The sequence below is a fragment of the Methylobacterium sp. NPDC097929 genome, assembly GCF_049543375.1.
GTDB lineage: Bacteria > Pseudomonadota > Alphaproteobacteria > Rhizobiales > Beijerinckiaceae > Methylobacterium.
This window is the reverse complement of record NZ_JBMVEP010000001.1, coordinates 204,898-230,437: the sequence shown is the minus strand read 5'-3', so window position 1 is coordinate 230,437 and position 25,540 is coordinate 204,898. Positions and strand designations below refer to the sequence as shown.

General features: G+C 68.3%; 22 protein-coding genes, 2 tRNA genes and 1 pseudogene. 9 read left to right on the top strand and 16 right to left on the bottom strand.

Going from position 1 to position 25,540, the window contains the following annotated elements; translation table 11 throughout:
• Positions 1-34: 34 nt before the first annotated feature.
• The 4 genes from ACPCJR_RS01060 (at position 35) to ACPCJR_RS01045 (ending at position 4,003) form a co-directional block, all read left to right on the top strand.
• Entirely contained in the window at positions 35-2,290 is a 2,256-nt protein-coding gene (locus tag ACPCJR_RS01060) for a TonB-dependent receptor (protein WP_391511099.1), read from the top strand.
• Positions 2,291-2,509: 219 nt separating this feature from the next.
• Positions 2,510-2,812 carry a hypothetical protein gene (locus ACPCJR_RS01055; protein ID WP_110350168.1) on the top strand — a complete coding sequence of 101 codons (303 nt, stop codon included), beginning with the start codon at positions 2,510-2,512 and terminating at the stop codon, positions 2,810-2,812.
• A 175-nt stretch (positions 2,813-2,987) separates the two neighbouring features.
• A complete protein-coding gene (locus ACPCJR_RS01050; protein WP_391511100.1) occupies positions 2,988-3,299 on the top strand; it encodes a hypothetical protein in 312 nt (103 codons plus the stop codon).
• A gap of 395 nt (positions 3,300-3,694) precedes the next feature.
• Positions 3,695-4,003, top strand: coding sequence for a hypothetical protein (locus ACPCJR_RS01045; RefSeq protein WP_391511101.1), 309 nt, complete (start codon positions 3,695-3,697; stop codon positions 4,001-4,003).
• Positions 4,004-4,211: 208 nt separating this feature from the next.
• On the opposite strand, the pseudogene clcA reads toward ACPCJR_RS01045, so the two are convergent.
• The 7 genes and pseudogenes from clcA to ACPCJR_RS01010 form a co-directional block, all read right to left on the bottom strand.
• Positions 4,212-5,578, bottom strand: a pseudogene (clcA, locus tag ACPCJR_RS01040) (H(+)/Cl(-) exchange transporter ClcA).
• A gap of 123 nt (positions 5,579-5,701) precedes the next feature.
• Positions 5,702-8,833: an efflux RND transporter permease subunit gene (locus ACPCJR_RS01035; protein WP_391511102.1), complete on the bottom strand. Its 3,132-nt coding sequence runs from the start codon at positions 8,831-8,833 to the stop codon at positions 5,702-5,704.
• Between the two features lie 107 nt (positions 8,834-8,940).
• Positions 8,941-10,251, bottom strand: a complete 1,311-nt coding sequence (locus tag ACPCJR_RS01030; protein WP_391511103.1) for an efflux RND transporter periplasmic adaptor subunit — start codon at positions 10,249-10,251, stop codon at positions 8,941-8,943.
• A 265-nt stretch (positions 10,252-10,516) separates the two neighbouring features.
• Positions 10,517-10,660, bottom strand: coding sequence for a DUF2474 family protein (locus ACPCJR_RS01025; protein ID WP_391511104.1), 144 nt, complete (start codon positions 10,658-10,660; stop codon positions 10,517-10,519).
• 35 nt (positions 10,661-10,695) lie between these two features.
• Positions 10,696-11,706 carry a cytochrome d ubiquinol oxidase subunit II gene (gene cydB, locus ACPCJR_RS01020; RefSeq protein WP_391511105.1) on the bottom strand — a complete coding sequence of 337 codons (1,011 nt, stop codon included), beginning with the start codon at positions 11,704-11,706 and terminating at the stop codon, positions 10,696-10,698.
• Between the two features lie 14 nt (positions 11,707-11,720).
• The gene (locus tag ACPCJR_RS01015; RefSeq protein WP_391511106.1) at positions 11,721-13,145 is read right to left on the bottom strand and encodes a cytochrome ubiquinol oxidase subunit I; all 1,425 of its coding nucleotides are present in this window, start codon (positions 13,143-13,145) and stop codon (positions 11,721-11,723) included.
• Positions 13,146-13,904: 759 nt separating this feature from the next.
• Positions 13,905-13,980, bottom strand: a tRNA-Thr gene (locus ACPCJR_RS01010).
• Positions 13,981-14,122: 142 nt separating this feature from the next.
• On the opposite strand from ACPCJR_RS01010, the gene ACPCJR_RS01005 reads away from it, so the two are divergent.
• The 3 genes from ACPCJR_RS01005 to ACPCJR_RS00995 all read left to right on the top strand — a co-directional run bounded on the left by ACPCJR_RS01005 (position 14,123) and on the right by ACPCJR_RS00995 (position 15,188).
• Complete coding sequence (locus ACPCJR_RS01005; RefSeq protein WP_391511107.1) at positions 14,123-14,794, top strand: Maf-like protein; 672 nt, start codon at positions 14,123-14,125, stop codon at positions 14,792-14,794.
• Complete coding sequence (locus tag ACPCJR_RS01000) at positions 14,776-14,997, top strand: DNA gyrase inhibitor YacG (RefSeq protein WP_391511225.1); 222 nt, start codon at positions 14,776-14,778, stop codon at positions 14,995-14,997. The genes ACPCJR_RS01005 and ACPCJR_RS01000 overlap by 19 nt, the downstream gene beginning before the upstream one ends.
• Positions 14,998-15,112: 115 nt before the next feature.
• Positions 15,113-15,188: transfer RNA gene (locus tag ACPCJR_RS00995), tRNA-Phe, on the top strand.
• 667 nt (positions 15,189-15,855) lie between these two features.
• Here the strand turns inward: ACPCJR_RS00995 and ACPCJR_RS00990 are convergent.
• Positions 15,856-16,263, bottom strand: a complete 408-nt coding sequence (locus tag ACPCJR_RS00990; protein WP_391511108.1) for a hypothetical protein — start codon at positions 16,261-16,263, stop codon at positions 15,856-15,858.
• Positions 16,264-16,762: 499 nt separating this feature from the next.
• On the opposite strand from ACPCJR_RS00990, the gene ACPCJR_RS00985 reads away from it, so the two are divergent.
• Together ACPCJR_RS00985 and ACPCJR_RS00980 are read left to right on the top strand one after the other, a co-directional pair.
• Positions 16,763-18,493, top strand: coding sequence for an ABC transporter ATP-binding protein (locus tag ACPCJR_RS00985; protein WP_391511109.1), 1,731 nt, complete (start codon positions 16,763-16,765; stop codon positions 18,491-18,493).
• A 103-nt stretch (positions 18,494-18,596) separates the two neighbouring features.
• Complete coding sequence (locus ACPCJR_RS00980) at positions 18,597-19,481, top strand: aldose 1-epimerase family protein (RefSeq protein ID WP_391511110.1); 885 nt, start codon at positions 18,597-18,599, stop codon at positions 19,479-19,481.
• 45 nt (positions 19,482-19,526) lie between these two features.
• On the opposite strand, the gene ACPCJR_RS00975 is transcribed toward ACPCJR_RS00980, so the two are convergent.
• The 8 genes from ACPCJR_RS00975 to ACPCJR_RS00940 form a co-directional block, all read right to left on the bottom strand.
• Entirely contained in the window at positions 19,527-19,736 is a 210-nt protein-coding gene (locus ACPCJR_RS00975; protein WP_391511111.1) for a TOBE domain-containing protein, read from the bottom strand.
• Positions 19,737-19,813: 77 nt separating this feature from the next.
• Positions 19,814-20,200 (bottom strand): DUF2293 domain-containing protein, encoded by a 387-nt coding sequence (locus tag ACPCJR_RS00970; RefSeq protein WP_391511112.1) that lies wholly within the window; start codon positions 20,198-20,200, stop codon positions 19,814-19,816.
• Between the two features lie 87 nt (positions 20,201-20,287).
• The gene (gene rpsI / locus ACPCJR_RS00965; RefSeq protein ID WP_110350188.1) at positions 20,288-20,773 is read right to left on the bottom strand and encodes a 30S ribosomal protein S9; all 486 of its coding nucleotides are present in this window, start codon (positions 20,771-20,773) and stop codon (positions 20,288-20,290) included.
• Between the two features lie 2 nt (positions 20,774-20,775).
• A complete protein-coding gene (gene rplM, locus ACPCJR_RS00960; protein WP_110350189.1) occupies positions 20,776-21,237 on the bottom strand; it encodes a 50S ribosomal protein L13 in 462 nt (153 codons plus the stop codon).
• Positions 21,238-21,638: 401 nt separating this feature from the next.
• The gene (locus ACPCJR_RS00955; RefSeq protein ID WP_391511113.1) at positions 21,639-22,499 is read right to left on the bottom strand and encodes a transglutaminase-like domain-containing protein; all 861 of its coding nucleotides are present in this window, start codon (positions 22,497-22,499) and stop codon (positions 21,639-21,641) included.
• 91 nt (positions 22,500-22,590) lie between these two features.
• Positions 22,591-23,193: a LutC/YkgG family protein gene (locus ACPCJR_RS00950; RefSeq protein ID WP_391511114.1), complete on the bottom strand. Its 603-nt coding sequence runs from the start codon at positions 23,191-23,193 to the stop codon at positions 22,591-22,593.
• A complete protein-coding gene (locus ACPCJR_RS00945; protein ID WP_391511115.1) occupies positions 23,190-24,764 on the bottom strand; it encodes a lactate utilization protein B in 1,575 nt (524 codons plus the stop codon). The genes ACPCJR_RS00950 and ACPCJR_RS00945 overlap by 4 nt, the downstream gene beginning before the upstream one ends.
• Positions 24,761-25,504 (bottom strand): (Fe-S)-binding protein, encoded by a 744-nt coding sequence (locus ACPCJR_RS00940; RefSeq protein WP_391511116.1) that lies wholly within the window; start codon positions 25,502-25,504, stop codon positions 24,761-24,763. Before ACPCJR_RS00940 ends, ACPCJR_RS00945 begins: the two co-directional genes overlap by 4 nt.
• Positions 25,505-25,540: the final 36 nt, after the last annotated feature.

The following is a 25,540-nucleotide window of genomic DNA, read 5'->3' as shown; positions in this document are numbered from 1 at the left end:
TGCCACCGTTGCCGTCCGAGGCTCTGCCAGTTCCATGTCGTCGATCGGATGCCGCCACCGCGGCCGTTCCCTCTTGCCCGCCCTCCTCACCCTGCCCCTCGCGCTCGCCGATTCGGCGCGGGCTCAAGGATCACCCCTCGAACCACCGCTTGCCCGTCTCGACGAGATCGCGGTGCAGGGCGGCACCGCGTCCGGCCTTCCGCCGAACGCCCCCGCCGATGCGGTCGGCGCGGAATCCTCCGCCGCCCTCCGGACACCGAGCCTGACGCGCGCCTCGCCAGTCGGGCTCAACCTGCGCACACCCTCGCGCTCGGCGAGCCGCCTCGGCCTGACGCCACTGGAGACGCCCGCGAGCCTCGACATCATCTCCGGCGAGACCGCGCGCCTGCGCGGCCAGACCAGCGTGCTGGAGGCGGTCTCGCAGAACGGCACCGGCATCACGGCCTACGGCTCGCCCGGTTTCGGGCTTGGCGCCTTCACCAGCCGGGGCTTTGCCGGACAGAACTCGATCCAGACGCTGTTCGACGGCACCCGCCTCTATGTCGGCGCCAACACCTTCACCTTCCCTTTCGACACCTGGAACGTCGAGCGCATCGAGGTGCTGCGCGGACCGGCCTCGGTCCTCTACGGGGACGGCGCCATCGGCGGTGTCGTCAACGTAGTCTCGAAGAAGCCGCTCTTCACGCCGCTCAACGTCGCCCGGGTTGGCCTCGGCGAGGACGGCGTCGCCCGCGCGGCGATCGACACGACCGGCCCCGTCGGCGAGTCGCTCGCCTACCGCCTCAACGTCAGCGGCAACAGGGCCGGGGGTTGGCTCACGCCGGAGGGTGATTTCCGCAATCTTGCGGTCTCGGGCGCCCTGACGCTGCAGGCGACCCCGGACCTCGCGGTCACGCTGAGCCACGATCTCGGCTACCAGGAGCCGACCCGCTACTGGGGCACGCCGCTCGTGAACGGGCGGGTGCCCGACCTGATCCGCTTCAACAACTACAACGTCCGCGATTCGAAGATCGCCTTCACCGACAACTGGACGCAGTTGCGGACGGAGTGGACGCCCACGGCCGACCTGACCGTACGCAACACGGCCTACCGTCTCCAGAGCCGGCGCCACTGGCGGGATGTCGAGCAGTACCGCTTCAATTCGGCCACCGGCCTCGTCGACCGCTCCGACTATCTCGAGATTTACCACCAGCAGGAGCAGATCGGGAACCGCTTCGACGCCACGTTCCGCGGCAGCCTCTTCGGCCTCGCGCATCAATTCTCGGCCGGCTTCGACGTCAACCACATCAACTTCCGGCACACCAACAACTTCTTCTTCGAGAAGTCTGATAGCGTGCCCCTGACGGGCTACGACCCCGGCTTCTTCCCCGCCGAGGGCCGCGCCACCCCCGCCTACGCCACGCGCACGAGCCAAGCCTCGGTCTTCGCCGAGGACCGGCTGTTCCTGACCGAGCGATTGTCGCTCCTGACCGGCGTGCGCTTCGACGCCCCGCGCCTCTACCGGGAGGATCTGCGCACTGGCGCCAGCTTCGAACGCTCGTTCCGCGCCCTCGGCTACCGCTTCGCGCTGCTCTACGAGCCGACGCCGGACACCTCGCTCTACGCCTCCTACGCGACCGCCACGGACCCGGTGAACAGCCTGATCACCCTGTCGCAATCGCTGGCGGGCTTCGAACTCTCGACGGGCCGTCAGGTCGAGGTCGGCGCCAAGGGGCTCGCCTTCGGCGGCGCCGTCGAATGGACGCTGGCGGGCTACCGCATCGTCAAGGACAACCTGATCTCCGCGGTGCCGGGACAGCCGACGGTCTCGACCCAGGTCGGCCAGCAATCCTCGCTCGGCGCGGAGGCCGCGCTGTCCTGGCTTCCCGCCCCGGGCTGGCGCATCGACGCCAACCTCTCCCTGCTGCACGCGCAGTACGACGACTTCTCCCAGAACGTCGGCGGGGTCGCCGTCTCCTATGCCGGCAATCAGCCGGTGAACGTGCCCGAGCGAGTCGCCAATCTCTGGGTCAACTGGGCGTTCGCCCGCGACTGGGAGGGGCGCATCGGCCTCCAGCATGTCGGCGAGGTGTTCAGCGATTTCGGCAACACCGCCCGGCGGCCCGCCTACACCTTGGTCAATCTCGGCCTCGACCATCAGGTCACGGCCGCCTCCCGCCTGTCGCTGCGCGTCTTCAACCTGTTCGACAAGACCTACGCGATCGACGGCAGCGCCGTGAACGGCGTCGGCACCGCCTGGCTCCTGGGACGCCCGCGCTCGTTCGAGGTCGCCTACACCGTGGCGTGGTGATCCTCCGCCGCCGATCGATGCCGTTTCGGTATCGATCGGCGGCCGGACCCGACGCGGCCGGCGAAGGGGCCGGCGAAGGAACCGGCTTGTCGCTGTGACGCAGAGGGCGCGGGAAACAACCGAACCCATTGCGGCATTTGCTCGGATGAAGATCGACGGTCACGGCCCACAGCCGATCCGCCGCTCCCCCGATTCGAGACCGATCCCATGAGCCGTCCCATGAGCCGTCCCCTTAGCCGAACCCTCGTCACCCTCATCGCCCTGGGCTGCCTCGGCTCGGGAGCGGCCAGCGCCCAAGGCCGGCCTCCGGGTCTGCCCAGCGGGCCGTTTCCGCCGGGAACGATCATTCAGCAGCAGAACAACATCACCGGCGGCGGCGTCGATTACCTGATCGCGCCCGGTCCCACCGGTGCCGACACCATCAGCAGCAATTCGGCCGCCGCCGGAAACGCCAACCAGCCCGAGCGCGCCATCCCTCAGGGAAGCGGCGGCGGCGGCGGTGGTGGCGGCAGCTCCCGATAGGGGCGCGAGCGCGCTGGGCCGGTCTGCGACGCGCCGACCGGCCCGCGCGCGGCGATCGTTCTGAGAAACAACTTAAGATCTTAGGCGTCCGCAACGACAGGGCGCGGACCGTGTTACGCTCTGCTGAACGATCAGCATCGGCCTGCGACAGCAAGGCCTGGTCACGGAGCGTGGGATGGAACGGGCGGCGGCACTCTGCATCCTGATGGCACTCGCCCTACCGGGTCCGGCGCAGGCGGCGGCCCGGCTGAAGATGGACGACAAGGCCTCGGTCTGGCCGCGGGCGGGGGCGAGCGAGAAGTTCGACTTCACGAACCGTGTCGGCAAATCGATGAGCACGCTCGCACCCGGCCTCGACAGCGGCTACTTCATGCGCTGCCTGGAGGAGATCGCCAATATCGGCGACACCAAGAACCTTACGCTCAGCGACATGGTGCGGACCTGCGTCTCGCTCCACGCCGGGCGCACGGGGGGCGGTGCCGAGTGACGGCCCATCTTCTACGAGACCATCGGTTTCGGCAGGGTACGGTGTAGCTGGCCCGGGGACGAACCGGAGCAGACCTCGCCTATCGAAAATCCGTCGGGAAAGAGGCCGCGAACCAACGCGCGATCTGCCAGCAGCCGTATATCAGGAGGCAGAGGATCAGGCCGCCGACCGTGAGCCTGAGCCAGAAGGCATCCTCCCCTCGATCGGGCTGCTCCGGCCGCTCCATGTCCGTCACCGTCCCTGCTGCGCTGCTCGCCCGACGGCCCGCACCGGTCCTTGCTCGCCGCGGACATCGACCATCCAGCCCGTCCCGGAAAGCCCCCTCCCCTGCTCACGCAGTCGGCAGCGACCGCGGATCAGGCCCGCACCCGACAAATGCTGGGGACGTGGCGGTCGTGCGGCAGGCACACCCGAGCATTGGCGAATTTTTTGAAAGCTATGCCCTAGAACGACGGCTTATTGCCAAGGCATTTGCAGCGCCTCGATTTCAGGATCCGGCAGCGACCGCTGCAACACTCGCGCGCGCTTCGTCCCATCCAACCATTGCCACGGCATTCGATATTCATGTCGCGCGTCGTCATGATCTGTCCCGGCCTGCTCATCGCCGCCGTCGCCGTATAGAGACTCATTCCCAGGAAGATCGCTGGAACGGCAGCGTAAATGGCAACGCTTCGCATGGCGTATCCTCCATGATCATTGCTTGATCGGTAGTCGACTGCCTGAGACGGCGAGCGAATGCTACCACACAATGCTTTACCCTCGAATATACAATTTCAAATTGCGTCGACGTTCAATTCAAGCGGAGGCGAAGGTTCGGGGCAGCCTGAACGCCGGTCGGAGGATGAAGGCTGACACCCCCGAACCAGCAAACCGGTTCGCGCCGAGCGCAGGTTTGCGAGCTTCCTGAGGACCTCACTTCGTCGCACGATCCGGATCGGCAGCCAGACCGATATCCGAACTCTTGTCCGGCCCCCTGCCCGCCCGGGCGAGGGTGCGCTCCAGCATCTCTCCATAGATCGGACGTCCGCCGAGCCATTGCGCCACGAGGCTGGCCGTAAGGCAGGCCGTCAGCATGGGCAGGACGAGCGCATAGGCGCTCGTGAGTTCAAGCACCAAGACCACGCCCACGGCCGGGGCGTGGACGGTTGCGCTGAAGAGCGCGGCCATCGCCACGATCCCGAAGGAGACCGGCGTCACCCCGAGGCCGGACAAGGCTTCGGGAAACGCCATGTGCGCGAGCAGGCCGAAGGCCAAGCCGATGCAGGTCGCGAGCGACAGGATCGGCGCGAAAATGCCGCCCGGCGTTCCGACGGAATAACTGGCAACCGAGGTGAAGAAGCGGGCGGCCGCCAGGATCAGGAGCACGCCCGCACTCGGGGTCAGGACGGCGAGCTGTGAAATGACCTGCTCCCCGCCCGTCACGGTGCGCGGAGCCAGGATCAGCAGGGGCCCACGAGCAGTCCGACCAGGGCGGGCCAGACATAGGGCGCGCGCTTCTGCCATGCGGCGGCACGGTCCTGCATCGCCAGGATGCATCGGTTGAAGAGCACCCCCACCGCACCCAGGATGATGCCCAGCACGGCGAAGGCCGGCAACGAAGCCAGCGCGGCTGCACCGGCGGAGAGCGGCAAGTCCGGCCGCGCGCCCGAGATGATCTGGGTCACCGCCGTTCCGGTGATCGCCGCAGCGAACACCCCCATGTAGTTCCGGAACGTGTAGGGGAACTGCTTGCGCGTTTCCTCGATGACGAAGAGCACGGCCGACATCGGGGCATTGAAGGCACAGGCGAGCCCCGCCCCCGCGCCGGCCGCCAGCAAGGCCTGCCGATCGGTGTGCCTCACCCGGAACATCCCGGAGGCGGCGAGCGCCGCCGAGCCGCCCATGTGGATGGTCGGCCCCTCGCGGCCGAGTACGAGGCCCGAGCCGATCGCCGCGATGCCGGCGATGAACTTCACCGGCAGCACGCGCTCCCAGCGCACATGCCGGATGCCGGCGATGGCCCCCTCGATCTCCGGAACCCCGCTCCCGCTCGCTTCAGGGGCGAAGCACCGGGTGATGAACACGGCAAAGACCGTGGCCGCCATGGTGATGGCGGCGCTCGCCGCGAGCAACCGCCAACCCGCGACATGGCCGGAGAGCCATGTCGGCCATTCGATGATGGTGTCGATGGCGAGGTGGAAGAGGCCGCCGAACACGCCCGTGAAAGCACCGACGATCAGGGCCACGGCGACGAAGCGTGCCTGTTGCAGGGGCGTCGCGGGTTGATCTGCCGGCTTCATCCTCGCCCCTTCCTCTCGCCGATAAACCCGAACGTCACGCGGTCCATCCCCGGAACGGATGTCTCGATGGGACTCGCCGGAGCCCCACCCAAGCGGTTTCGCAGGTGCCCGGACCACCGCGGGTCAGGCGGGCTGACCCTGTCTCGCCTTCCCGGGTCTCACGCGCTCCCGCAGGGTCTGGATCGTGACGTAGAGCATCGGCACGAGGAAGATGCCGATCGAACTTGCCGCGATCATCCCGCCGAAGACCGCGGTGCCGACGTCGCGACGGCTGATCTGGGCCGCACCGGTCGCGATCACGAGGGGGACAAGGCCGAGGATGAAGGCGATGGACGTCATCATCACGGCACGGAACCGCTGCTCAGCGCCGCGGATCGCGGCCTCCCGGATCGGCACGCCCGCCTCCCGCTGGTCCTTCGCGAACTCGACGATCAGGATGCCGTTCTTGGCCGCAAGCGCGATCAGCACCACGAGCCCGATCTCGCTGTAGAGGTCGAGCGAGAGGCCGGCGAGCTTGACGGCAAGGTAGGAGCCGAAGGCGCCGACCACGACGGACAGCAGGACCGGAATGGGGATCGTCCAGCTCTCGTAGAGGGCAACGAGAAACAGGTAGGCGAACAGGAAGGCGAGGCCGAGGACGATCCAGGTCTGCCCGGACGCCTGCTGCTCCTGGTAAGCGGTCCCGGTCCATTCGTAGCTGTAGCCTTCCGGCAGGGTCCGGTCCGAGATCTGCTCCATCGCGGCCATCGCGGCGCCGGAGGAGATGCCGGGCGCTGGGCTGCCGTTCACGCTCACGGCGCGGAAATTGTTGTAGCGGGTGAGCACCTGCGGCCCGAGCACGATGCGCTCGCTCGCGACCGAACGCAGCGGCACCATCTGGCCCGAGGCGCCGCGGACATAGATGTTCCAGAGGTCGCGGATGTCGCCCCGGCTGTCCGCCTCGCCCTCGACGTTCACCTGCCAGGTGCGGCCGTAGAGGTTGAAATTGTTGACGTAGACCCCGCCGAGCGTGGCCTGGAGCGAACTGAAGACGTCGCTCATCGCCAGTCCGAGCACCTGGGCCTTTGTGCGGTCGATGTCGAGGAAGATCGACGGGTTCGACGCCGTGAAGGTGGAGAAGACGCGGGCGAGCTGCGGGTCGCGGTTCGACGCCGCGACGAGGCCGCGCACGACCGCGTCGATCGCAGCCGGGTCCTGGCCCTCCCGTGCCTCGAGCACGTATTCGAAGCCGCCGCTCGTCGAGAGTCCGACGATGGGCGGAAGATTGAAGGGCCGCACCGTTGCCTGCCCGATCGTCGCGGCCGCCGCGTCAGCGCGCTCGATCAGGGCCTGGGCCGATTCCGCCGCGCTCCGGCGATCGGCGAAGGGTTTGAGCTGCGCCAGCAGGAACGCGGAATTCGGCTCGGCCGCCCCGTCCAGAAGCGAGAAGCCGATGACGGAAAGCACCTGATTGACGCCGGGCATGTCCTTCAGGAGCCTCTCGACCTCCGTCGCGACCGCACTCGTGCGGGCCACCGACGCGCCGTCGGGCAGTTGGACCGAGACGAAGAAGGCGCCCTGATCCTCCTCCGGGAGGAAACCGGCCGGCGTGATCCGCGCGAGGCCGACGATGCCGCCGGCGAACAGGAGAACCAGCCCGAGCGAGAGCGCGGAGACGCGCACGAGGCGGCGGACGCCCGCGGCATAGCGGTCCCGCACCCAGTCGATTCCGCCGAGCACCCGGCCCATGATGCCCCGCCGCGCGCGCGCGGGACGCAGGAACACGCCGCAGAGCGCGGGCGAAAGGGTCAGCGCGTTGATCGCCGAGATCAGCATCGCGGCGCTGATCGTGACGGCGAATTGTCGGAACAGCGTGCCCGATACGCCCGGGATGAAGGCGATCGGAACGAAGACGGACAGGAGGACGAGGGTGATGGCGATGATGGGCGCCGTGATCTGCGTCATCGCGAGCTTCGTCGCCTCGGCCGGCGACAGTTCCGGATGCTCCCCCATCACCCGCTCGACGTTCTCGACGACCACGATGGCGTCGTCGACCACGATGCCGATGGCAAGCACCATCGCCAGGAGCGACACGGTGTTGGCCGAGTAGCCGAGCACGTAGAGCACCGCGAAGGTGCCGATGAGGCTCACCGGCACGGCGATGGCGGGGATCACCGTCGCCCGCAGACTCCCGAGGAACAGATACACGACGATCACGACGAGGACGAAGGCTTCGGCCAGCGTCCGCAGCACCTCGGAGATGGTGTCCTTCACGAAGGTCGTGGAATCGTGCACGACCGCGTATCGCAATCCTGCCGGGAAGCGCGCCGAAAGTCGGTCCAGGGTGGCCTTCACGGCGGTCGCGGTCCGCACCGCGTTGGCACCGGGCACGAGATAGATGGCGACGGGGACGCCGGAGCGGCCGTCGAGCCGGGATTCGCTGTCGAAGCTCTGCGCGCTAAGCTCCACCCTGGCGACGTCGTGGATGCGCACCACGGAGCCGTCGGGATTCGTCCGCAGGACGATCGCGCCGAACTGTTCAGGCGTCGACAGGCGACCCTGCGTCTGCACGTTCATCTGGATCTGCTGCTCGCTCGTGATCGGCGGCGCACCGATGCGGCCGACCGGTGCCTGAACGCTTTGCGCCCGGATGGCATCCACCACGTCCGACGGCGCGAGATTCAGGCTCGTCAGGCGATCCGTGTCGAACCAGATGCGCATCGAGTAGTTCATCCGCGCGAACAGGTTGGCCTGACCCACTCCGGCCGTGCGCGAGATCTCGTCGAGCACGTTGATGATGGCGTAGTTCGTGATGAAGAGCGGGTCCTGCGCGCCGGTCTCGCTGTAGAGGACGGCGAACAGCAGGATCGCGGAGGACTTCTTCTGCACCTTGAGCCCCTGCAGCTGCACCTCGGACGGGAGCTGCGACAGGGCCGACTGGACGCGGTTGTTGACGCTGACCGTATTGATATCCGGGTCGGAGCCGAGGTCGAAACTCACCGCCAAGCTGTAGCTGCCGTCATTGGCGCTCGTGGACTTCATGTAGATCATGCGGTCGACGCCGATGACCTGCGCCTCGAGCGGCTGGGCGACGCTCGCCTCGACGACCTCGGCAGAGGCCCCCGGATACATCCCCGACACGCTCACCTGCGGCGGGACGATGTCCGGAAACTGCGCGACCGGGATCCGGAGCAGCGCGAGCCCGCCCGCGATCGTGATAATCAGCGCGATGACGATCGCGAGCCGGGGGCGGTCCACGAAGAGGGATGAGATCATGGCGCGCCTCGGGCTCGGTCGCCTGCGACAAACGAAGTTCGATCCGGGACGGGGAGCCGCGGAGCGGAAGACGGGACGGAGCAAGGGGTGGGACGTCGCATGCTGCGCTAGCGCCGGCTGGCCGGGCCGGCGCCGCTGGCCCCTCCGGTCGGAGGCCGTCCGGCCGGCGGCGAGACGGACGCGGCCGGGGCCGTGCGGCCGGCCGGCCCCGCGCCGTCCTCGTTCACGGCCGAATTCCGCATCATCCTCTGCAGAATGGCGTCGGCGGGTTTGGGCAGGACCGTCTCGCCCGCGCGGACCCGCTGCAGGCCTTCGGCGATGACCTGTTCTCCGACCTTGAGGCCGCCCGTCACCGCCGCGAGCGTCGTGCTCGACTGGCCAAGCTGAATCCGACGCTCCTCGGCCCGATTTCCCGGTCCGATCACGTAGACGTAGCTGCCCCGCTGGTCGGCCAGGACGGCGGCACGGGGAATCGCGACCACCTCGACCGGCTCGACGCCCTCAAGGAACACGGTCACGAACTCGCCATCCGTGAGTTCACGAAGGGTGACCGAGGTGCGGGTTTGACCGAAGATCGGAGGGTTCGGCAGCACGCCGCGAAGCAGGATCGTGTCCGTATTCGTCGCGATGGTGTTGTTGACGAAATCGAGCGTCCCGGTGTGCTCGTAGAAGCGGCCGTCCGGTAGTTGGGCCCGGATCAGCACGGCTCCGAAGCCGCCCTTCGGCGCATAGCGCGTTCGGAGATTGATCGCCTCACGGACCGGCACCGGAAACGTGACGAACATCGGGTCCTGGCTGATGATCGTCGTCAGCACCCCGGAACTCGGCCCGACCACGTTGCCGATCGTCAGGGACGTGCGCCCGATCTGGCCCGCAATCGGCGCCCAGATCTCCGTGTAGCCGAGATTGATCTGTGCCGTGTCGAGCTGGGCTTGAGCGGCTTGGAGTTGCGCCTCCAAGGCACGCTCGTTCGCGAGAGCCGCGTCGTAGGTCGATTGCTGCCCGGCGGGCCCGCCGAGCAGGATTCTAGCGCGCTGCGTCGTGAGTCGCGCGTTTCCCAACTGCGCTTCGACCTGCGCGATCTGCGCCTTCTGCGCGGCCACGGCTGCCTGGAACGGAGCCTGCTCGAGACGATAGAGGAGCGTTCCTTCCTCGACGTCCGTGCCCTCGACGAAGAGCCGCTTCTCGATGAACGCCGTCACCCGCGCGACGATGTCGACACGCTGCTTCGCCTCGATCCGGCCGATGAACTGCTCCGTCTGGGTGATCGGCTCCTTGCGCGCGGCGACGATGCCGACGACCGGGGGGGCCGTCGGTTCGGCCTGCGCGAACGCCGCCGGGATCGCGGGCAGGCACCATGCGTAGAGCGTTGCGGCGGCCACCCACGCTGGTAACTTGCCTGTGCCGGACATCGTCATGTCCACCTGCAGCTGTTGGAGTGACGACGCCCCGAAGAATGGGCGAGCGTTTCGTGTGATCGCGGCCCTGGCTTGGCCAGTGAACCGCGTCGAGTGCTCCGGCGCCTGCAGCGAGGCCGGGCGTGCCGCTGCACGAACGCCGTCGTCTGGGATCGCCCAGCCAATGCCGGTGCTCCCTCACGTCCTCAGAGCGACCGCGCCCTTCAGCCCGTCGGTCGCGCAGCGAGCCAAAGGGGTCGGTCCGCGCCCCCGCTCGAAGCGCCGATCAGGTCGATTTCAGCAGCCATCGAAGCGGGAGGGCGATGAGCGTCAGGCTCACGACACTCATCGTCCAGAGCAGAACGAACCAGGCGATCCGACGGAACGTGCCGGTGATCTTCACCCTGCGGATGCGTGCGGCGTCGAGCACGAGGGCAGGCTCCGCCGCCGGCTGATGAAGACCCATCAATGATACCCGGATTCCGGTGTGACCTTGCCGCGGAACAGCCAGTAGACGTAGGCCGTGTAGCCCAGCACCATCGGGACCAGGACCGCCGCGCCGGCGAGGAGAAAGGCTTGGCTGCTCGGATGCGTGGCCGCGGCCCAGATCGAGATGTCCGGCGGCACGATCATCGGCCAAAGGCTGATGCCGAGCCCGATATAGGAGAGCAGGAAGAAGCCGAGCGCGCAGAGGAAGGGCACGATCTCCTCCCGCCGCTCCAGCGAACGCTGGAAGCGCAGCGCCAGCAGCCCGACGAGCACGGGCACCGGCGCACCGACGAGAATGCCGGGGAACGAGAGCCAGCGCTCGCGGAAGGGAGCGCTGAGGACGAGCATCGTGAGCGAGACGATGGCGATCAGGAGCAAGGTCGCGAAGCCCAGAGGGCGGGCGAGGCGGTAAGCGCGGATCTGCAACTCGCCCCCCGTCTTCCAGACGAGCCAGCATGCGCCCAGGAGCGCGTAGCCCACCACCAGCGCCACGCCGGTCAGCAGAGAGAAGGGGGTGAGCCAGTCCCACCAGCCGCCGGCATAGGCCCGCCCCTCGACGCGGATGCCCTGGACGAGGGCGCCGAGTGCGATGCCCTGGCAAAAGGCCGCCACGTAGCTGCCCCAGGAGAAAGCCCGGTCCCACCAGAGCTGACTCCGGACCGTCACCATGCGAAAGCGCATCTCGAAGGCGACGCCCCGGAAGACGAGGGCGAGCAGCATCAGGATCAGCGGCATGTAGAGCGCCGGCAGGATCGTGACGTAGGCCAGCGGGAAGACCGCGAAGAGCCCGCCGTCGCCGAGGATCAGCCAAGTCTCGTTGCCGTCCCACACGGGGGCGACGGAGTTCACCATGACGTCCCGATCGGCCTTGGCGGACACGGCCGGGAACAGGATGCCGATGCCGAGATCGAACCCGTCCATCGCAACGTAGAGGAACACGGCGGTGGCGATCAGAACCGCCCAAATCAGCGTGAGGTCGAGAGACATCGAAACCCCTTCCTTCACTCAGCGGGTTGGGCATTCGAGCCGGCGGCAAGCGCCGGGGCCGGGGTAATGCCGGCGGTGCGCACCGGCTGACCGGCGGGCAGACCCGCCTCGTGCGGTCGCGGTGGCTGATTGAAGAGGTGCAGAAGGAACCAGATGCCGGCCCCGAACACGACGAAGTAGACCACGGCGAAGGCGGCGAGCGAGGCCGCGACCGCGGGGGCGGCGATGGGCGAGACGCTGTCGGCCGTGCGCAACAGCCCGTAGACCGTGAAGGGCTGACGCCCGGATTCCGTCACCACCCAGCCCGCCGTGACGGCGATGAGGCCGGACGGGCCCATCGCGACCGCGCAGCGGTGCAGCCATCGCGACGTGTAGAGCCGTCCTTTCCAGCGCAGATAGAGGGAGGCCACGCCCAAGGCGATCATCAGGAAGCCGAGCCCGACCATGACCCGGAAGGCCCAGAACACCAGGGGCAGGTTTGTCGGCCAGGTGTCGCGCGGCAGCGCCTTCAGCCCGCGCACCTCGGCGTTCAGGTCGTGGGCAAGATACAGGCTCGCGAGCCCCGGTATGCCGATCGCCCAACGCGTCGTCTCGGCCTGCGCGTCCGGCCAGCCGAACAGGATCGAGGGCGCGCGCCGCTCGCTGTCGAAATGGCCTTCCATCGCCGCGACCTTGGCGGGTTGGTAGTGGTAGGTGTTGGTCCCATGCAGGTCGCCCAGGACGAGTTGGACGGGGGCGACGATGGCCGCCATCCACATCGCCATCGAGAACATCAAGCGGGCGCGCGGGTTCGACCGGTCGCGCAGGAGATGCCACGCCCCCACCGCGCCCACGATCATCGCGGTGGTCAGGTAGGCGGCGGTGACGGTGTGGGCGAAACGGAAGGGGAAGGACGGGTTGAAGATCACGGCCCACCAATCCTGGGGCGCGAAATGGCCGTTGGCGTCGAGCACGTAGCCCGCCGGCGTCTGCATCCAGGAATTGGCCGACAGGATCCAGAAGGCCGAGGTCAGTGTGCCCAGCGCGACGAGGCAAGTGGCCAGGAAATGGAGGCGCGGGCCCACGCGCTCCAGCCCGAACAACATGACCCCGAGAAAGCCCGCCTCCAAGAAGAAGGCCGTCAACACCTCGTAGCCGAGAAGCGGGCCGAGAACCGGCGCCGTCTTGTCGGAGAAGACCGACCAGTTGGTGCCGAACTGGTAGCTCATGACGAGCCCCGAGACGACGCCCATGGCGAAGGCGATGGCGAAGATCTTGAGCCAGTACCGGTAGGAATCGAGATAGACGGCGCGTCCCGTGGCGAGCCAACATGCTTCGAGCACCGCAAGAAAGCTGGCCAGCCCGATGGTGAAGGCCGGGAACAGGAAATGCCAAACGACCGTAAAGGCGAATTGGCTTCGAGCCAGATCGAGGGCGCTGGGGAGGTAGTCGGCCAACATTCCTGACACTCGATTCACGAGAGTGACGAAGTACGGCTTGCGTTCGAACCAGAACGGGCGGCCCATGGCGGGCCACGTTGCGCGCAGGCATCTGCGACGATCCGACGACCATCGACGTCGCTACGGTGCCGAGCGTCGGGCATCGACCTCGGCGATAACGAGGCCCGGATCGGCCGTCTCGCCCGCAATGCCCGGCACTCGGACAAGTCGTCCGGTGGAGCGGACGGCCTTACACACAATTTCGCTTATCCAATGGAGGGTAGGCGATTCTCCTGCCCTCCCCTCCATTATCGATCTGGTATTTCCGAATATTTGTGCGCAACACCTTCATAAATAAGGAGGCTACGCCGGCATCAACGCCCGATGTTTCCGCCATTTCGGCTGATGTCGCCGGTCACGACCACCCCAACAGGGAAGCGCATCACGTCATGAAGCACATTGATATAGATCAGATGGGAGCAACGAGACGTGGATTGCGATCGGCACAACGCACCCTCGACGGTGTGCCGCCGCTACTGAGCCCGCAAGGGTTAGCTATCCATTCGGTCTCGATGGTCGCCCCTGCGAAACGTGACGGGTCTTCCGATGGCTCGCGGCGGCGGCCAGCGCCGAATCGTTACCCGTGACGCGGAGACCAATTTGGCATCAGGAGCATCGGGTAGGTCAGGGCGCCGGCATGAGAGACGCGCAGCGGCAGCCACACGGCGCAGCATCGGGAACAATGTTCGAACAGGGGGAGGACTCAGAGCTTGAAGAAGCTGGTGCCGCAAGAGGGATTCGAACCCCCGACCCCCTCATTACGAATGAGGTGCTCTACCAGCTGAGCTATTGCGGCGTCGCCTCCGGCCGGACGTGGCGCGGCCTGACGGAACGAGCCGGGTCTTAGACGCACACCCTCGCCTTGGCAAGCCTCGGACGGCTTGTCCGACCACCCACTGCGTTGCGGTGCCACCGGGCTTATGCGTAAGACCTTGCCAATGAACGATCTGCCTCACCTCAATGTCCCCGAGCCGCGGGAGCCCGGCCTGCGGACCCGGCCGCCCCTCGTGCTCGCATCGGCCTCGCCGCGCCGCCTCGCGCTGCTGCAGCAGGTCGGAATCGAGCCCGACGCGCTGTTGCCGGCCGATATCGACGAGACGCCGCGCAAGTCCGAATCGCCCCGCGATCTCGCGCGCCGATTGGCCCGCGAGAAGCTGGAGGCGGCCCAGGCCGCGGCGCGGCGCCGGGACGAGCTGCGCGAGGCCTATCTCGTCTCCGCCGACACGGTCGTGGCGGTCGGGCGCCGGGTGCTGCCCAAGGCCGAATTGCTCGACGAGGCGGCCGATTGCCTGCGCCTGCTCTCGGGGCGGGCGCACCGGGTCTACACGGCGGTCTGCATCCTCTCTCCCAAGGACCGCCGCCGCGAGCGCATGGTCGAGACCCGCATCCGCTTCAAGCGCCTCTCCAACCGCGAGATCGAGGGCTACCTGTCCTCCGGCGAGTGGCGGGGCAAGGCCGGCGGCTACGCGATCCAGGGCTTGGCGGCGGCCTTCGCGGTGAAGCTCGTCGGCTCTCACAGCGCGGTGGTCGGCCTGCCGCTTTACGAGACGATGAGTCTCCTGGAAGGCGAAGGCTTTCCCGTGCGCGGAGCCTGGGGAGCCGCCTCGTGAGCGCGGCGCCGGCACCCAAGCGTTTGCCGCCCTGCCCGATCTGCGGCAAGCCGGCCGAGCCCGAGACCAAGCCGTTTTGCTCGCCCCGCTGCGCCGACATCGACCTCGGTCGCTGGCTCGGCGAGCGCTACGTCATTCCCGGACCGGAGGATGAGGAGATTCCCTTTCCTCCAAGCCGGGAGGACGACGAGCGCTTCCATTGAGCGCCGAAACGGTGCCCGGCAAAAAAGCGTGGCCCCGCCCCAACAGGAGGCTGGACAGGCTCCGGGGCCTTCACTATACCCCCGCCTGCCGCTGACGCAGAGCGAAGCGGCCGATGCCCAGGTAGCTCAGTTGGTAGAGCATGCGACTGAAAATCGCAGTGTCGGCGGTTCGACTCCGTCCCTGGGCACCATCTGATTTCTGAAGCCGCACCAACGGCTCGATCCCTCGATCAGACCCACGCAATCGACGGATGGTCGCACTGCCGTCGCAGCCGACCGCTGGGCTCGGCGTGCGAGAGCACTCCTCTGACCAGAGGCGAGCGAGGAGACCGCTCCTTACGGATCGAGCGCGCACCGGAGTTGCGCCCATCGCGCCGCAGTCCGGCGTAAGAGGCCCCTACCACTCGAAGAACGAGTCGAGCCGGGGCATCAGGCAGATCAACGTTCCCGCCGCGCCGAAGACGCCCGCCATCATCACCATTGCCGCCACGAACCCGCCTCCGACCAACCCTGTCGAGTCACAACTCGAAAGCGGCCCTCTCAGTTCAGGCGGATCCGCATGCGCGCGGCATCAAATCGGCCCGGAGGATGGGCACGGGCTCGCGATGGAGGAGCCGGGACCGGCCTCACCACTTCAGAAAGCGGTCGGCGCTCGGCCTTGCGGCGAGGGTCAGAACGATGGCGCCGACGGCGCCGGCGAACATGATGGCGGTTGCGAGTAACACGGCGGTGATCTCCACGACGCAGTCCGGCGATGTCCTGAAGACCAACGAGCCGAAAAGGTGGCGTGTGCCGTGCGGCAGATTGGCGTGCCGAAGGCGCCGCCCTACGCGCGGACGATCTGAAGCACCGCCTGCCTCAGCTGTCCCGGCCGATGCCGAGACCTCTCAGGAGATCGCCGATGGGATCGATCCCGGCGGCCCGCTGCGGTTGGGGCGCCGAAGGCTGGTTCTGCGCCGGGACCTCGGCCGTCGGAACCCGCGCCGTCACGTCGAGACGGTTCCGGCTCGCGACCTTGGCGGCCCGATGGCGCCGGACGGCCTGAACCCGCTGGGCCGGCTCGGACGACGCGAAGGCGCTGCTCGCCGTCAGAAGCGCGGCCGTCTCAGGCGGCAGAAGGGTGAAGGAAGCCGGCCTCGGCGATCCGAGACCGTCGTCCTGTCCCTCCAGGGAAGTTGCCGTCGCTGTCGCGGTCGCGGCCGGATCGACCCGGCGCGGCGGATCGGACCACCCCTTACTGTCGGCGTTCTCAACGCCACTTGCCATGATCAGATTCGTCTTCGGCTGCGAGCCGGCCGAATCCTGCCGTTGCAAGAGCGGAGAGGTCGCGACGAGACCTAAAACAATGACGGCGGTGGTCGCGAAGACGGATCTGTAGTGTTCCATACTCGCAGAACGTACCGCCAAGGTTCCGGTTCCGCGGCTGCGAGCGGGCGAATACCTGCCGCAAGCTCGCTCGGCCGTCACCGCCGCCGATCCTCCGTGCGGTCGGCCATGGAGGGAGGCGGAAGACCATCCCGGCTTGAACGAAGCGCCCCCGCGAACGATCCGGCCTGCGGCCCCGCGCCGGACACGTCGTGAGGCCGCGACGCCCCGTGCCCCTGCCGCCCGCGCTTGACGCCCCCTCGTGGCAGCGTGCTAGAGACCCAATCCGGCAGGGCGGATCGGCCGACCGCTCTCTTTTGCCGTCAACCACTTAGCGGCATCACGGCGTCATCCGCCGCCCATCGGTCCGGCCCTTATCTCCCTTGCGCCCGGTGACCGTTTGAGGACGCTCCTCGATCTCCTGCGGGTGATGCGCCAGCGCGACAGGCGGCGCCTCGTTCTGCTCGGCCTCGGCCTCGGGATCGCCGCACTCCTCGAAGTCGTGGGCGTCGCCTCGGTTCTGCCCTTCCTCACCCTGGTCGGTGATCCGGGGGCGGCGGCGCGGGTTCCTTATCTCACGGGGCTGCGCGACGCCCTGGGGCTCACCGACGACCGCGCCTTCCTGCTCGCCACGGGGTTCGCCGCACTCGCCGCGATCCTGCTCACGAGCCTGGTGAATGCCGGCTTCGCCTTCGCGCAGCTCCTGTTCGCTCATCTGACCGGTTACGGCTTCGCCCGGCGCCTGCTCGCGCGATACGTCGACCGCGAGCGGCTGTTCTTCGCGCACGCCAACAGCGCGGAGCTGGCCAAGAACGTTCTGAGCGAAACCGACCGGCTCGTCGCCGGCGTGCTGACCCCGGCCATGGTGATCGCCTCCCGCGGCGCCTCGGCGCTCGCGGTGGTGATCTTCCTCATCGCCTACCAGCCTCGCCTCGCCCTGATCCTCGGGGGCGGCTTCGGGGGGCTCTACGTCGCGATCTACCTCGTGATGCGGGCACGGCTCTCGCGCCTGGGCGGCCGGGCGGTGGCGGGCAACGAGGGGCGCTACCGCGTGGTGCAGGAAACCTTCGGCGCGCTCACCGAACTCAAGCTCTACGGCCGGGCGTACACCTTCGCCGCGCGCTTCGACGCGCCGGCGCGCTCCTACGCCCACGCCCTGGCCGCCAGCCTCCTGACCGGACAGCTGCCGCGCTTCGTCATCGAATCGCTCGCCTTCGGCGGCGTCATCGCCGTGGTGCTGTACGCGCTCACCCAGGGCATCGACACCGCCGGCATGCTGCCCCTGCTCGGCCTGTTCGCCTTTGCCGGCTACCGGATGCTGCCGGCCTTCCAGAACATCTTCACCTCCGTCTCGCAGCTGCGCTTCCACCTGCCCGGCGTGCGCCTGATCGTGGATGCCCTGGAGGGCGAGCGCCCGCGCCGGGCGCGCACGGCCGCGCGGCTGCCCTTCGACGAGACGATCCGCCTGGAGGCCGTGAGCTTCGACTACGAAGCGGGCCGCTCCACGCTGCGGGGCATCGACCTGACGATCCCGGCCCACACCACCGTCGGGCTCGTCGGGCGAACGGGATCGGGCAAGTCCACCCTGGTCGGCCTGATCCTCGGCATCCTCACGCCGAGTTCGGGCCGTGTCCTGATCGACGGCACGCCGCTCGATGCCGGGAACCTGCCGGCTTGGCAGAACCGGATCGGCTACGTGCCGCAGGACGTTTTCCTGATCGACGGGAGCGTGGCGCAGAACATCGCCCTGGGCATCGAGCCCGACGCCCTCGACCGCGCGGCCCTGGAGCGCGCCGCCAGGCTCGCGGGTGCGCACGACTTCATCGCCGCCCTGCCCGACGGCTACGAGACGGGTGTGGGCGAGCGGGGCGCGCGCCTGAGCGGCGGCCAGCGCCAGCGCATCGGCATCGCGCGCGCGCTCTACCACGACCCCGACGTGATCGTGTTCGACGAGGCGACCAGCGCCCTCGACGGTGAGACCGAGGCCGCGGTGATGGGCGCGCTCGGGGCGCTCGGCGGCACGCGCACGATCATCATGATCGCCCACCGCCTCACTTCGCTGCGCCGGGCCGATACGGTCCATGTCCTCGAGGACGGGCGGATCGTCGCCTCCGGCCCCCCGCCGACGTGATTTCCGAGCCGATCGACGCGCCGCCGTTCGTGGCCGCCGCGCGCTAGCGTGACCGTTCGCCCCCGGCTATCGAGCCCAAGAGGACAGGGAGGCAGGCGTCAGCATGGCGACCGACGACACGATCGTGATCCGGGGGTCCGACGGCAGCCGCGCCCGCATCGCCCGGCACGGGGCCGAGCCGGTCTCCTGGCAGGTCGGGGGCCGGGAATACCTCTGGAGCGGCGATCCCGAGCACTGGAACCGGCATGCGCCCTGGCTCTTCCCGGTGGTCGGGGCCTCGGCCGGCGGAGCCGTGCGGGTGGCCGGGCAGAGCTACCCCATGGCGCAGCATGGTTTCGCCCGGGATCTGCCCTTCGATGTGGTGGCCCACGCCGAGGACTCGGTTGGCCTGCGGCTGACGGACGGCCCGGCGACCCGACCGCACTATCCCTTCCCGTTCCGGCTCGAGATCGACGCCCGCATCTCCGTGAACGGGCTCGCATTCGAGATCCGGGTCACCAATCCGGGACAGGCGCCCCTGCCCTACGCGCTCGGCTTCCACCCCGCCTTCCCCTGGCCCTTCGCCGACGGAGAGCGCCGCGCGGGGGGTGGCTACGCGGTCGTGTTCGAGGCGGCGGAGCGGCCCTTCGTGCCGGAGGTCGGGCCGGGCGGATTGCTGGTGCGCAGCGAGCGGGCGCTTGCCCTCGACGGAACGCGCCTCGACCTCGATCCCGAGCTCTTCACCGAGGCCCTGGTCTTCCTGAATGCCCGGAGCCGGGCGATGCGCTTCTCTGCACCGGGCGGCCGGGCCATCGCCCTTCGGATGCAGGACTTTCCGCACCTGGCCGTCTGGACCAAGCCGACGGCGCCGTTCCTGTCCCTCGAAGCCTGGACCGGCCATGCCGACTGGGCCGGCTTCGAGGGCGCGTTGGCCGAGCGGGATTCGCAGCGCCTGCTCGCACCGGGTGCGACCGCCCGGCACGGGATCGCGCTGGCGATCGAAGGGTGAGCCGCACCACGAAACGCCCGGCGTCGGGCGTTTCGTGGGAGACGCTCAATCGACGGCGATGATGACGTCGGAACTCTTGATCACCGCATAGGCCTCGCCGCCGACCTTGAGTCCGAGCGCATCCACCGACTCGTTGGTGATGGCGGAGGTCACCGTCTGCCCGCTGGCGATCTCGATCTTCACATGCGCCGTGGTCGCGCCCTTCTCGACCGCGACGATCTTGCCCTTGAGAACGTTGCGCGCGCTGAGCTTCATGGTGGAGGTTCCTATTGTGTGAGGGCACCCCTCTGCCTCAGCCGTGAAAGGCCGGCAAGCGGCGGCCTCTCTCCGCCTCAGAGCGCGGCGAGGTCGTCCGGCGGAAGCTCGTCCGTCTCAGGCATCTCATCCGAGACCTGACGGAGACAGCCCCACTCGGCCAGCACGGCGTTCATGTCGTCGAGGACGAAGTGGCGGGCGCTGTCGCGGTCGTAGCCCTCTTCCAGCAGGTCGTCGTAATCGGTGAAGGCGTGGCGCGCCAACGCCGTGAGCGCGAGCCATGCCGCCGTTTCCGGAGCGGCACCGCGCAGGCCCGGGCTGCGCAGGGCACGGTCGAGCGCCGCCTCCGCCTCGAAGTCCGGCAGGCGGGGCGCGAGGCGAGCGAGGGCTTGAGCGACGGCGGCGCGGCGGTCGCCCGTCGGCGCGGGGGCAACGGAGCGCCCGGGGCTTTCCCGTCCTGCCATGCGGCATTCTCCGACAGAGCCGTCACACACGAAAAAGGGCGGAGCCTCGCGGCCCCGCCCCCAATGGTTCGCTCGATCCGAAACGCCTTAGCGCTTCGAGAACTGGAAGCTGCGGCGGGCCTTCTTGCGGCCGTACTTCTTGCGCTCCACGACGCGCGGGTCGCGGGTCAGGAAGCCCTCGCGCTTGAGCGGCGAGCGCAGCTCCGGCTCGTAGTAGGTCAGGGCCTTGGACAGGCCGTGGCGCACGGCGCCGGCCTGACCGGAGAGACCGCCGCCCTTCACGGTGACGTTGATGTCGTACTGATCGACGCGGCCGACGATCTCCAGCGGCTGGCGCAGGATCATGCGCAGCACCGGGCGGGCGAAGTAGGTCTCGACCGGGCGGCCGTTGACCACGACGGTGCCGTTGCCGGGCTTGATCCAGACGCGGGCAACCGCGTCCTTGCGCTTGCCGGTGGCGTAGGCGCGGCCCTGCGCGTCCAGCTTCTGGACGTGGACGGGCGCCTCGTTCTCGGGGTTGCTCGTCTGGGTGTTCGCCCGATTGAGATCGGCGAGGGACTGAAGGGTCGCCATGATCAAGCGCTCACGTTCTTACGGTTGAGGGAGCCGACGTCGAGCGCCTGCGGCTGCTGGGCCTCGTGGGGATGCGCGGCACCCTTGTAGACGCGCAGGTGGCCGAGGATCTGGCGGAAGAGCGGGCCGCGCGGCAGCATGCGCTCCACGGCCTTCTCGACCACGCGCTCGGGGAACCGGCCCTCGAGGATGAACTTGGCCGAGCGCTCCTTGATGCCGCCCGGATAGCCCGTGTGGTGGTAGTAGACCTTCTGGTCGTACTTGCGGCCGGTGAACTTCACCTTGTCCGCATTGATGACGATGACGTGGTCGCCGCAATCGACGTGGGGCGTGTAGGCGGCCTTGTGCTTGCCGCGCAGGCGCATCGCCACGATCGAAGCGAGACGGCCCACGACGAGGCCCTCGGCGTCGATCACGACCCACTTCTTGTCGACGTCGGCGGGCTTCAGCGAAGTGGTCTTCATGGCCGATTCCCGTGCCGGTGACGTTTGAAACAAGGCGCCGCCGCGTCGGATGAGGACGCAGCGGCGTGTGGGAAGGGTCACTAGGGGGGATTCGCCGGGCCGTCAAGGCACGACCTTCGTGCTGCGCCGAGAAAACCGCAATGAAACGAACGCGTTTACCTTTGCGGTATTTGGATACCACACACGACCGGTCGCGTCGATCGGAAGGAAGGCCGTTCCGGGCGGGGTCTGCCGCGGACAAGAAAAGCCCGCCGCGGCCTGAACCGGGCGGGCGAAGTTGGAGATTCGTCCGGATCACCCGAACATCAAGACAGACGAACGATCCTGCCGGTTAATCCGCGCCTTTCGAAAAAATTCGAGATTTTTTTCATGCGGGCTCGGCCCGCTGTCGCCGGCGGCGGTCAGACCGCGCCGGCATGGGGTGCGGGCGCCTCGGTCGAGATCGCGTCGACGGTGCGCTGCGCGGGCTCGGGATCGCCGTCGGCCCGGTCGATGCGGATCTCCATACCGGTCGGCTCCATCGCGCCGAAGGGTGTCGAGAACGCGATCTCGGCCGCGTCCCGCCCGACGCCGATCCGCACGAGCCCGTCGAGATGGGCTTGGCGGGTCGCGTCGAACAGCCACCAGCGCCCGTCGAGATAGGCCTCGAACACGGCGTGGAAGTCGCGCGGCACGAGGCCGTAGGCGTAGCAGCTGACGAAGCGCGCCGGGATGCCGAGCGCCCGGCAGAAGGCGGTGCCGAGATGCGCGAAGTCGCGGCAGACGCCGGCCCGCATCAGCAGCGTCTCGTCGGCGGTGGTCTCACTGTCGCTGGCCCCGCGGCGATAGGCGATGTGGTCGTGGATCCAGTTGCAGATCGCGCCGACCCGCTCGTGCCCCCTGGGAAGGTGGCCGAACTCGGCCTGGGCGAAGGGCGTGAGCCGGTCGGAGGAGACGAAGCGGCTCGGCAGCAGGAAGGGCAGGATGTCGAGGGGCAGCTCCGCGACCGGCGTCTCGCGGATCGTGGCCGGATCGGCCCGGGTCACGCTCAGCGCGACCTCGGCGTCGTATTGCAGCGAGAACGGGCCCGACTGCACGGTGACGCCGAGATAACGGTTCTTGAGATCGGGATTGTCGTAGACCCGGCGCACCGGATCGGGCGCCAGAGTCAGGGTCTCGCTGAGGATCTCGAGGCTGCGCAGGCGCGCCACCTCGACGTTGAAGATGAAGGTGGTCGGGCTCATCACCTCGTAGGCGAGGCTGCAGCCGAGCTTGAACCGCACGGGGAGGTCTCCGGGTCTTCGCGGGGGATCGCGGCCACGCACCAGCGAGGCGTTTGGCCGCAAACGCGCGGGAGACCCGCGGGCTCCGGTCTCAGGCTGCCTGTTTTTTGCGCTGCAACAGGAGCACGGTGAGCGAGCGGACGCCCTGCGCTCCGTGGATCAGCACGCCCTCGATATCGGCGGTGGCCGACGGCCCGGTGTGGAACACGGCGTAGGCCGCGTGCGCGAAGTCCGGCCGCTTGTAGGCCGCCTGGATGTTCACGACGATGTCGGCGGGATCGAGCAGCACGATCAGGTGCTGAGCGAGGTAGGCCACGGAATTCACGATCAGGTCGCCTTCCGTGAACAGCACCGAGCCGGTCTCGGCCACGCCGAAGCGGGCGCGCACGACGGCCACGTCCACGTCGGCCAAGTCTCCGGGCTTGCGAACGGCTCTGAGATCGCGGTTTCCGACGAATTCCGGCACGGCGGAGGCGATCACCTGCGCCCCGTCGAGGCGCGAGCGCACGGTCGCGAACGGGTCGGCGCCGCCGGACTGCTCGACCCGCCCGCCCATCTTGCCCAGACGCTCGGCGAACTCGGCCACGAGGTCGTCGCCGACGAGGGGCGCGAAGGTCGGCACGTCGGGCAGCGGGAACTCGCCCGCGGGGCGGTTTGCGCGCAAGCGTCCGAGGATGGCGTCGCGGGCGCTCACGCGTCGCTCCCCTTCTTCATGCGGTTCTGCCGGTACCACGCGTGGAAGCTCTGGCGCGGCGCGTGGGGCATCTCGCGCTTCTTCCCCCAGGTGTTGGCCGGGTTGTAGACGGCAAAACGCGGCAGCACGCGCAGGGCCGAGTCGGCGGTCTGGATCGCGGCGCGGTAGGCGGCCGGGCGGCTGAGAACGGCGCCCGCCGCCTTCATCATGCCCTGCTTAAGCAGCGGGATCTGGTGCTCCTCGGCCAGCACCTTGCGCCAAGCGAAGATCTGCTCGTGGATGTTGATCTTCACCGGGCAGACGTTGGTGCAGGAGCCGTTCATGGTCGAGGAGAACGGCAGGGTCGAGTATTTCCGCTTGTTGAAGGTCGGGTCGATGATGAGCCCGATCGGCCCTGAATAGGTCGCGCCGTAGGACAGCCCCCCCGAGCGCCGGTAGACCGGGCAGGTGTTCATGCAGGCGCCGCAGCGGATGCATTTGAGCGAGGTCCAGAACTCCTCCATCCCCAACCGCTCGGAGCGGCCGTTATCGACCAGCACCATGTGCATCTCGGTGCCGGGCCGCGGAGCGCGGAAATGCGAGGTGTACTGGGTGATCGGCGAGCCGAGCGCCGAGCGCGAGAGCAGGCGGATGAACACGCCGAGATGCTCGACGCGCGGGATCAGCTTCTCGATGCCGATGGAGTGGATCTGCAGCGGCGGCACGTTGCCGGAGAGGTCGGCATTGCCCTCGTTGGTGCAGGTCACCACCGTGCCGGTCTCGGCGATGGCGAAGTTGCAGCCGGTCAGGCCCGCATCCGCCTTGAGGATCAGCGGACGCGTGGTCTCGCGCTGGCTCTCGGCGAGGTAGTGGGCGTCGTCGTTGTCGGGGTCGGTGCCGAGCGTCCGGGCGAACACCTCGGCCACGTCGATGCGGGTCTTGTGGACCGCCGGCATCACCACGTGGCTCGGCTCCTCGTCGTCGAGCTGCTGGATGCGCTCGCCGAGATCGGTCTCGATGATCTCGATGTCGTGGGCCGCCATGAAGTGACGGAAGCCGCACTCCTCGGTCAGCATCGACTTCGACTTCACCAGCGACTTGGCGCCGTGCTTTTGGAGGATATCGAGCACGATGCGATTGTGGGCCGCCCCATCCTCGGCCCAGTGGACGTGGACGCCGTTGGCGCGGGCCGCCGCCTCGAACTGTTCGAGGTAGCGGTCGAGATGGGTCAGCGTGTGCGTCTTGATCTGCGAGGCGAGCTCGCGAAGCTCCTCCCATTCGGGGATGCCGTGGGCGGCGACATCGCGCTTGCGACGAACGTCCCAGAGGCGCTCGTCATGGGCCTTCTGGTGCAGCGGCGCCGCGAGGAAGCGCTCGGCGGCTTCCGCCTGATCGATCGGCCGATTCCCACGCACCTTGGCGCCGCGGGGCTGCGGCTCACGGGGCGCGTCGGCGCGGATCGGCTTCGAGGCGGCCTCCGCGTGCTGGAGCCGCTCGCCGCCGGGGCCGCGCTCGCTCTCGTCGGAGGGCGCGCGCACCTCGCGGTGGAGCACGTCCCCGGTCTGGCGCGGGGTCAGGTCGTCGGCGCTCATGCGGCGGCTCCGTTCAGCACCTGGGCGATGTGGATGTATTTCAGCGGCACGCCGAGGCGCTCGGCGCAGCCCTTCTGGTGCATCAGGCAGGAGGAATCGGCCGAGACCACGTACTCGGCGCCGGCGCGGGCCTGATCGGTCACCTTGTCGTAGCCCATCTTGGCCGAGACCGCGGGCTCGAACACCGAAAACGTGCCCCCGAAACCGCAGCACTCGTCGGGCCGGGTCAGATCGACGACCTCCAGCCCCCTCACCTTCTTCAGCAGATTCAACGGCTTGGAGAAGAACGGCCGGTTCAGCTCGGTCGGGCGCGCATGGCCGATGCCGCGCAGGGCGTTGCAGTTCGAGTGGTAGGCGACCTTGTGCGGGAACGCCGCCCAGGGCAGCTCCTCGATCTTGAGCACGTCGTGCAAGAACTCGACCAGCTCGAAGGTCCTGGCCCGCACGTGCTTGACCTCGTCGGTCTGCGGGATGGCGGTGAGGTGCTCGCGCACCTGATGCACGCAGGAGCCGGACGGGGCGACGACGTAATCGAACCCGGAAAAGTTCTTGACGAACAGCGCCTCCGTTGCGGCGGCCTCCCCGTGGCAGCCGGTATTGGTCATCGGCTGGCCGCAGCAGGTCTGATCGTAGGGATAGTCGACGGTGAGGCCGAAGCGCTCCAGCAACTCCAGCGTGGCGATGCCGACCTCCGGCTCGAAGGCATCGACGTAGCAGGGGACGAAAAGCCCGATCCGCATGGCGCTCTTTGAATCGCGGTTTCAGCCGAGTGCGCG

Bases quoted from the DNA above. Each gene is read 5' to 3' on its own strand.
- rpsI (WP_110350188.1), bottom strand. From the start codon at position 20,773: ATGGCGACCCTTCAGTCCCTCGCCGATCTCAATCGGGCGAACACCCAG.
- ACPCJR_RS00980 (WP_391511110.1), top strand. From the start codon at position 18,597: ATGGCGACCGACGACACGATCGTGATCCGGGGGTCCGACGGCAGCCGC.
- ACPCJR_RS01005 (WP_391511107.1), top strand. From the start codon at position 14,123: ATGAACGATCTGCCTCACCTCAATGTCCCCGAGCCGCGGGAGCCCGGC.
- ACPCJR_RS00940 (WP_391511116.1), bottom strand. From the start codon at position 25,504: ATGCGGATCGGGCTTTTCGTCCCCTGCTACGTCGATGCCTTCGAGCCG.
- ACPCJR_RS01060 (WP_391511099.1), top strand. From the start codon at position 35: ATGTCGTCGATCGGATGCCGCCACCGCGGCCGTTCCCTCTTGCCCGCC.
- ACPCJR_RS00975 (WP_391511111.1), bottom strand. From the start codon at position 19,736: ATGAAGCTCAGCGCGCGCAACGTTCTCAAGGGCAAGATCGTCGCGGTC.
- ACPCJR_RS01030 (WP_391511103.1), bottom strand. From the start codon at position 10,251: ATGACGATGTCCGGCACAGGCAAGTTACCAGCGTGGGTGGCCGCCGCA.
- ACPCJR_RS01055 (WP_110350168.1), top strand. From the start codon at position 2,510: ATGAGCCGTCCCCTTAGCCGAACCCTCGTCACCCTCATCGCCCTGGGC.
- ACPCJR_RS00970 (WP_391511112.1), bottom strand. From the start codon at position 20,200: ATGGCAGGACGGGAAAGCCCCGGGCGCTCCGTTGCCCCCGCGCCGACG.
- cydB (WP_391511105.1), bottom strand. From the start codon at position 11,706: ATGTCTCTCGACCTCACGCTGATTTGGGCGGTTCTGATCGCCACCGCC.
- rplM (WP_110350189.1), bottom strand. From the start codon at position 21,237: ATGAAGACCACTTCGCTGAAGCCCGCCGACGTCGACAAGAAGTGGGTC.
- ACPCJR_RS01015 (WP_391511106.1), bottom strand. From the start codon at position 13,145: ATGTTGGCCGACTACCTCCCCAGCGCCCTCGATCTGGCTCGAAGCCAA.
- ACPCJR_RS00945 (WP_391511115.1), bottom strand. From the start codon at position 24,764: ATGAGCGCCGACGACCTGACCCCGCGCCAGACCGGGGACGTGCTCCAC.
- ACPCJR_RS01035 (WP_391511102.1), bottom strand. From the start codon at position 8,833: ATGATCTCATCCCTCTTCGTGGACCGCCCCCGGCTCGCGATCGTCATC.
- ACPCJR_RS00990 (WP_391511108.1), bottom strand. From the start codon at position 16,263: ATGGCAAGTGGCGTTGAGAACGCCGACAGTAAGGGGTGGTCCGATCCG.
- ACPCJR_RS01050 (WP_391511100.1), top strand. From the start codon at position 2,988: ATGGAACGGGCGGCGGCACTCTGCATCCTGATGGCACTCGCCCTACCG.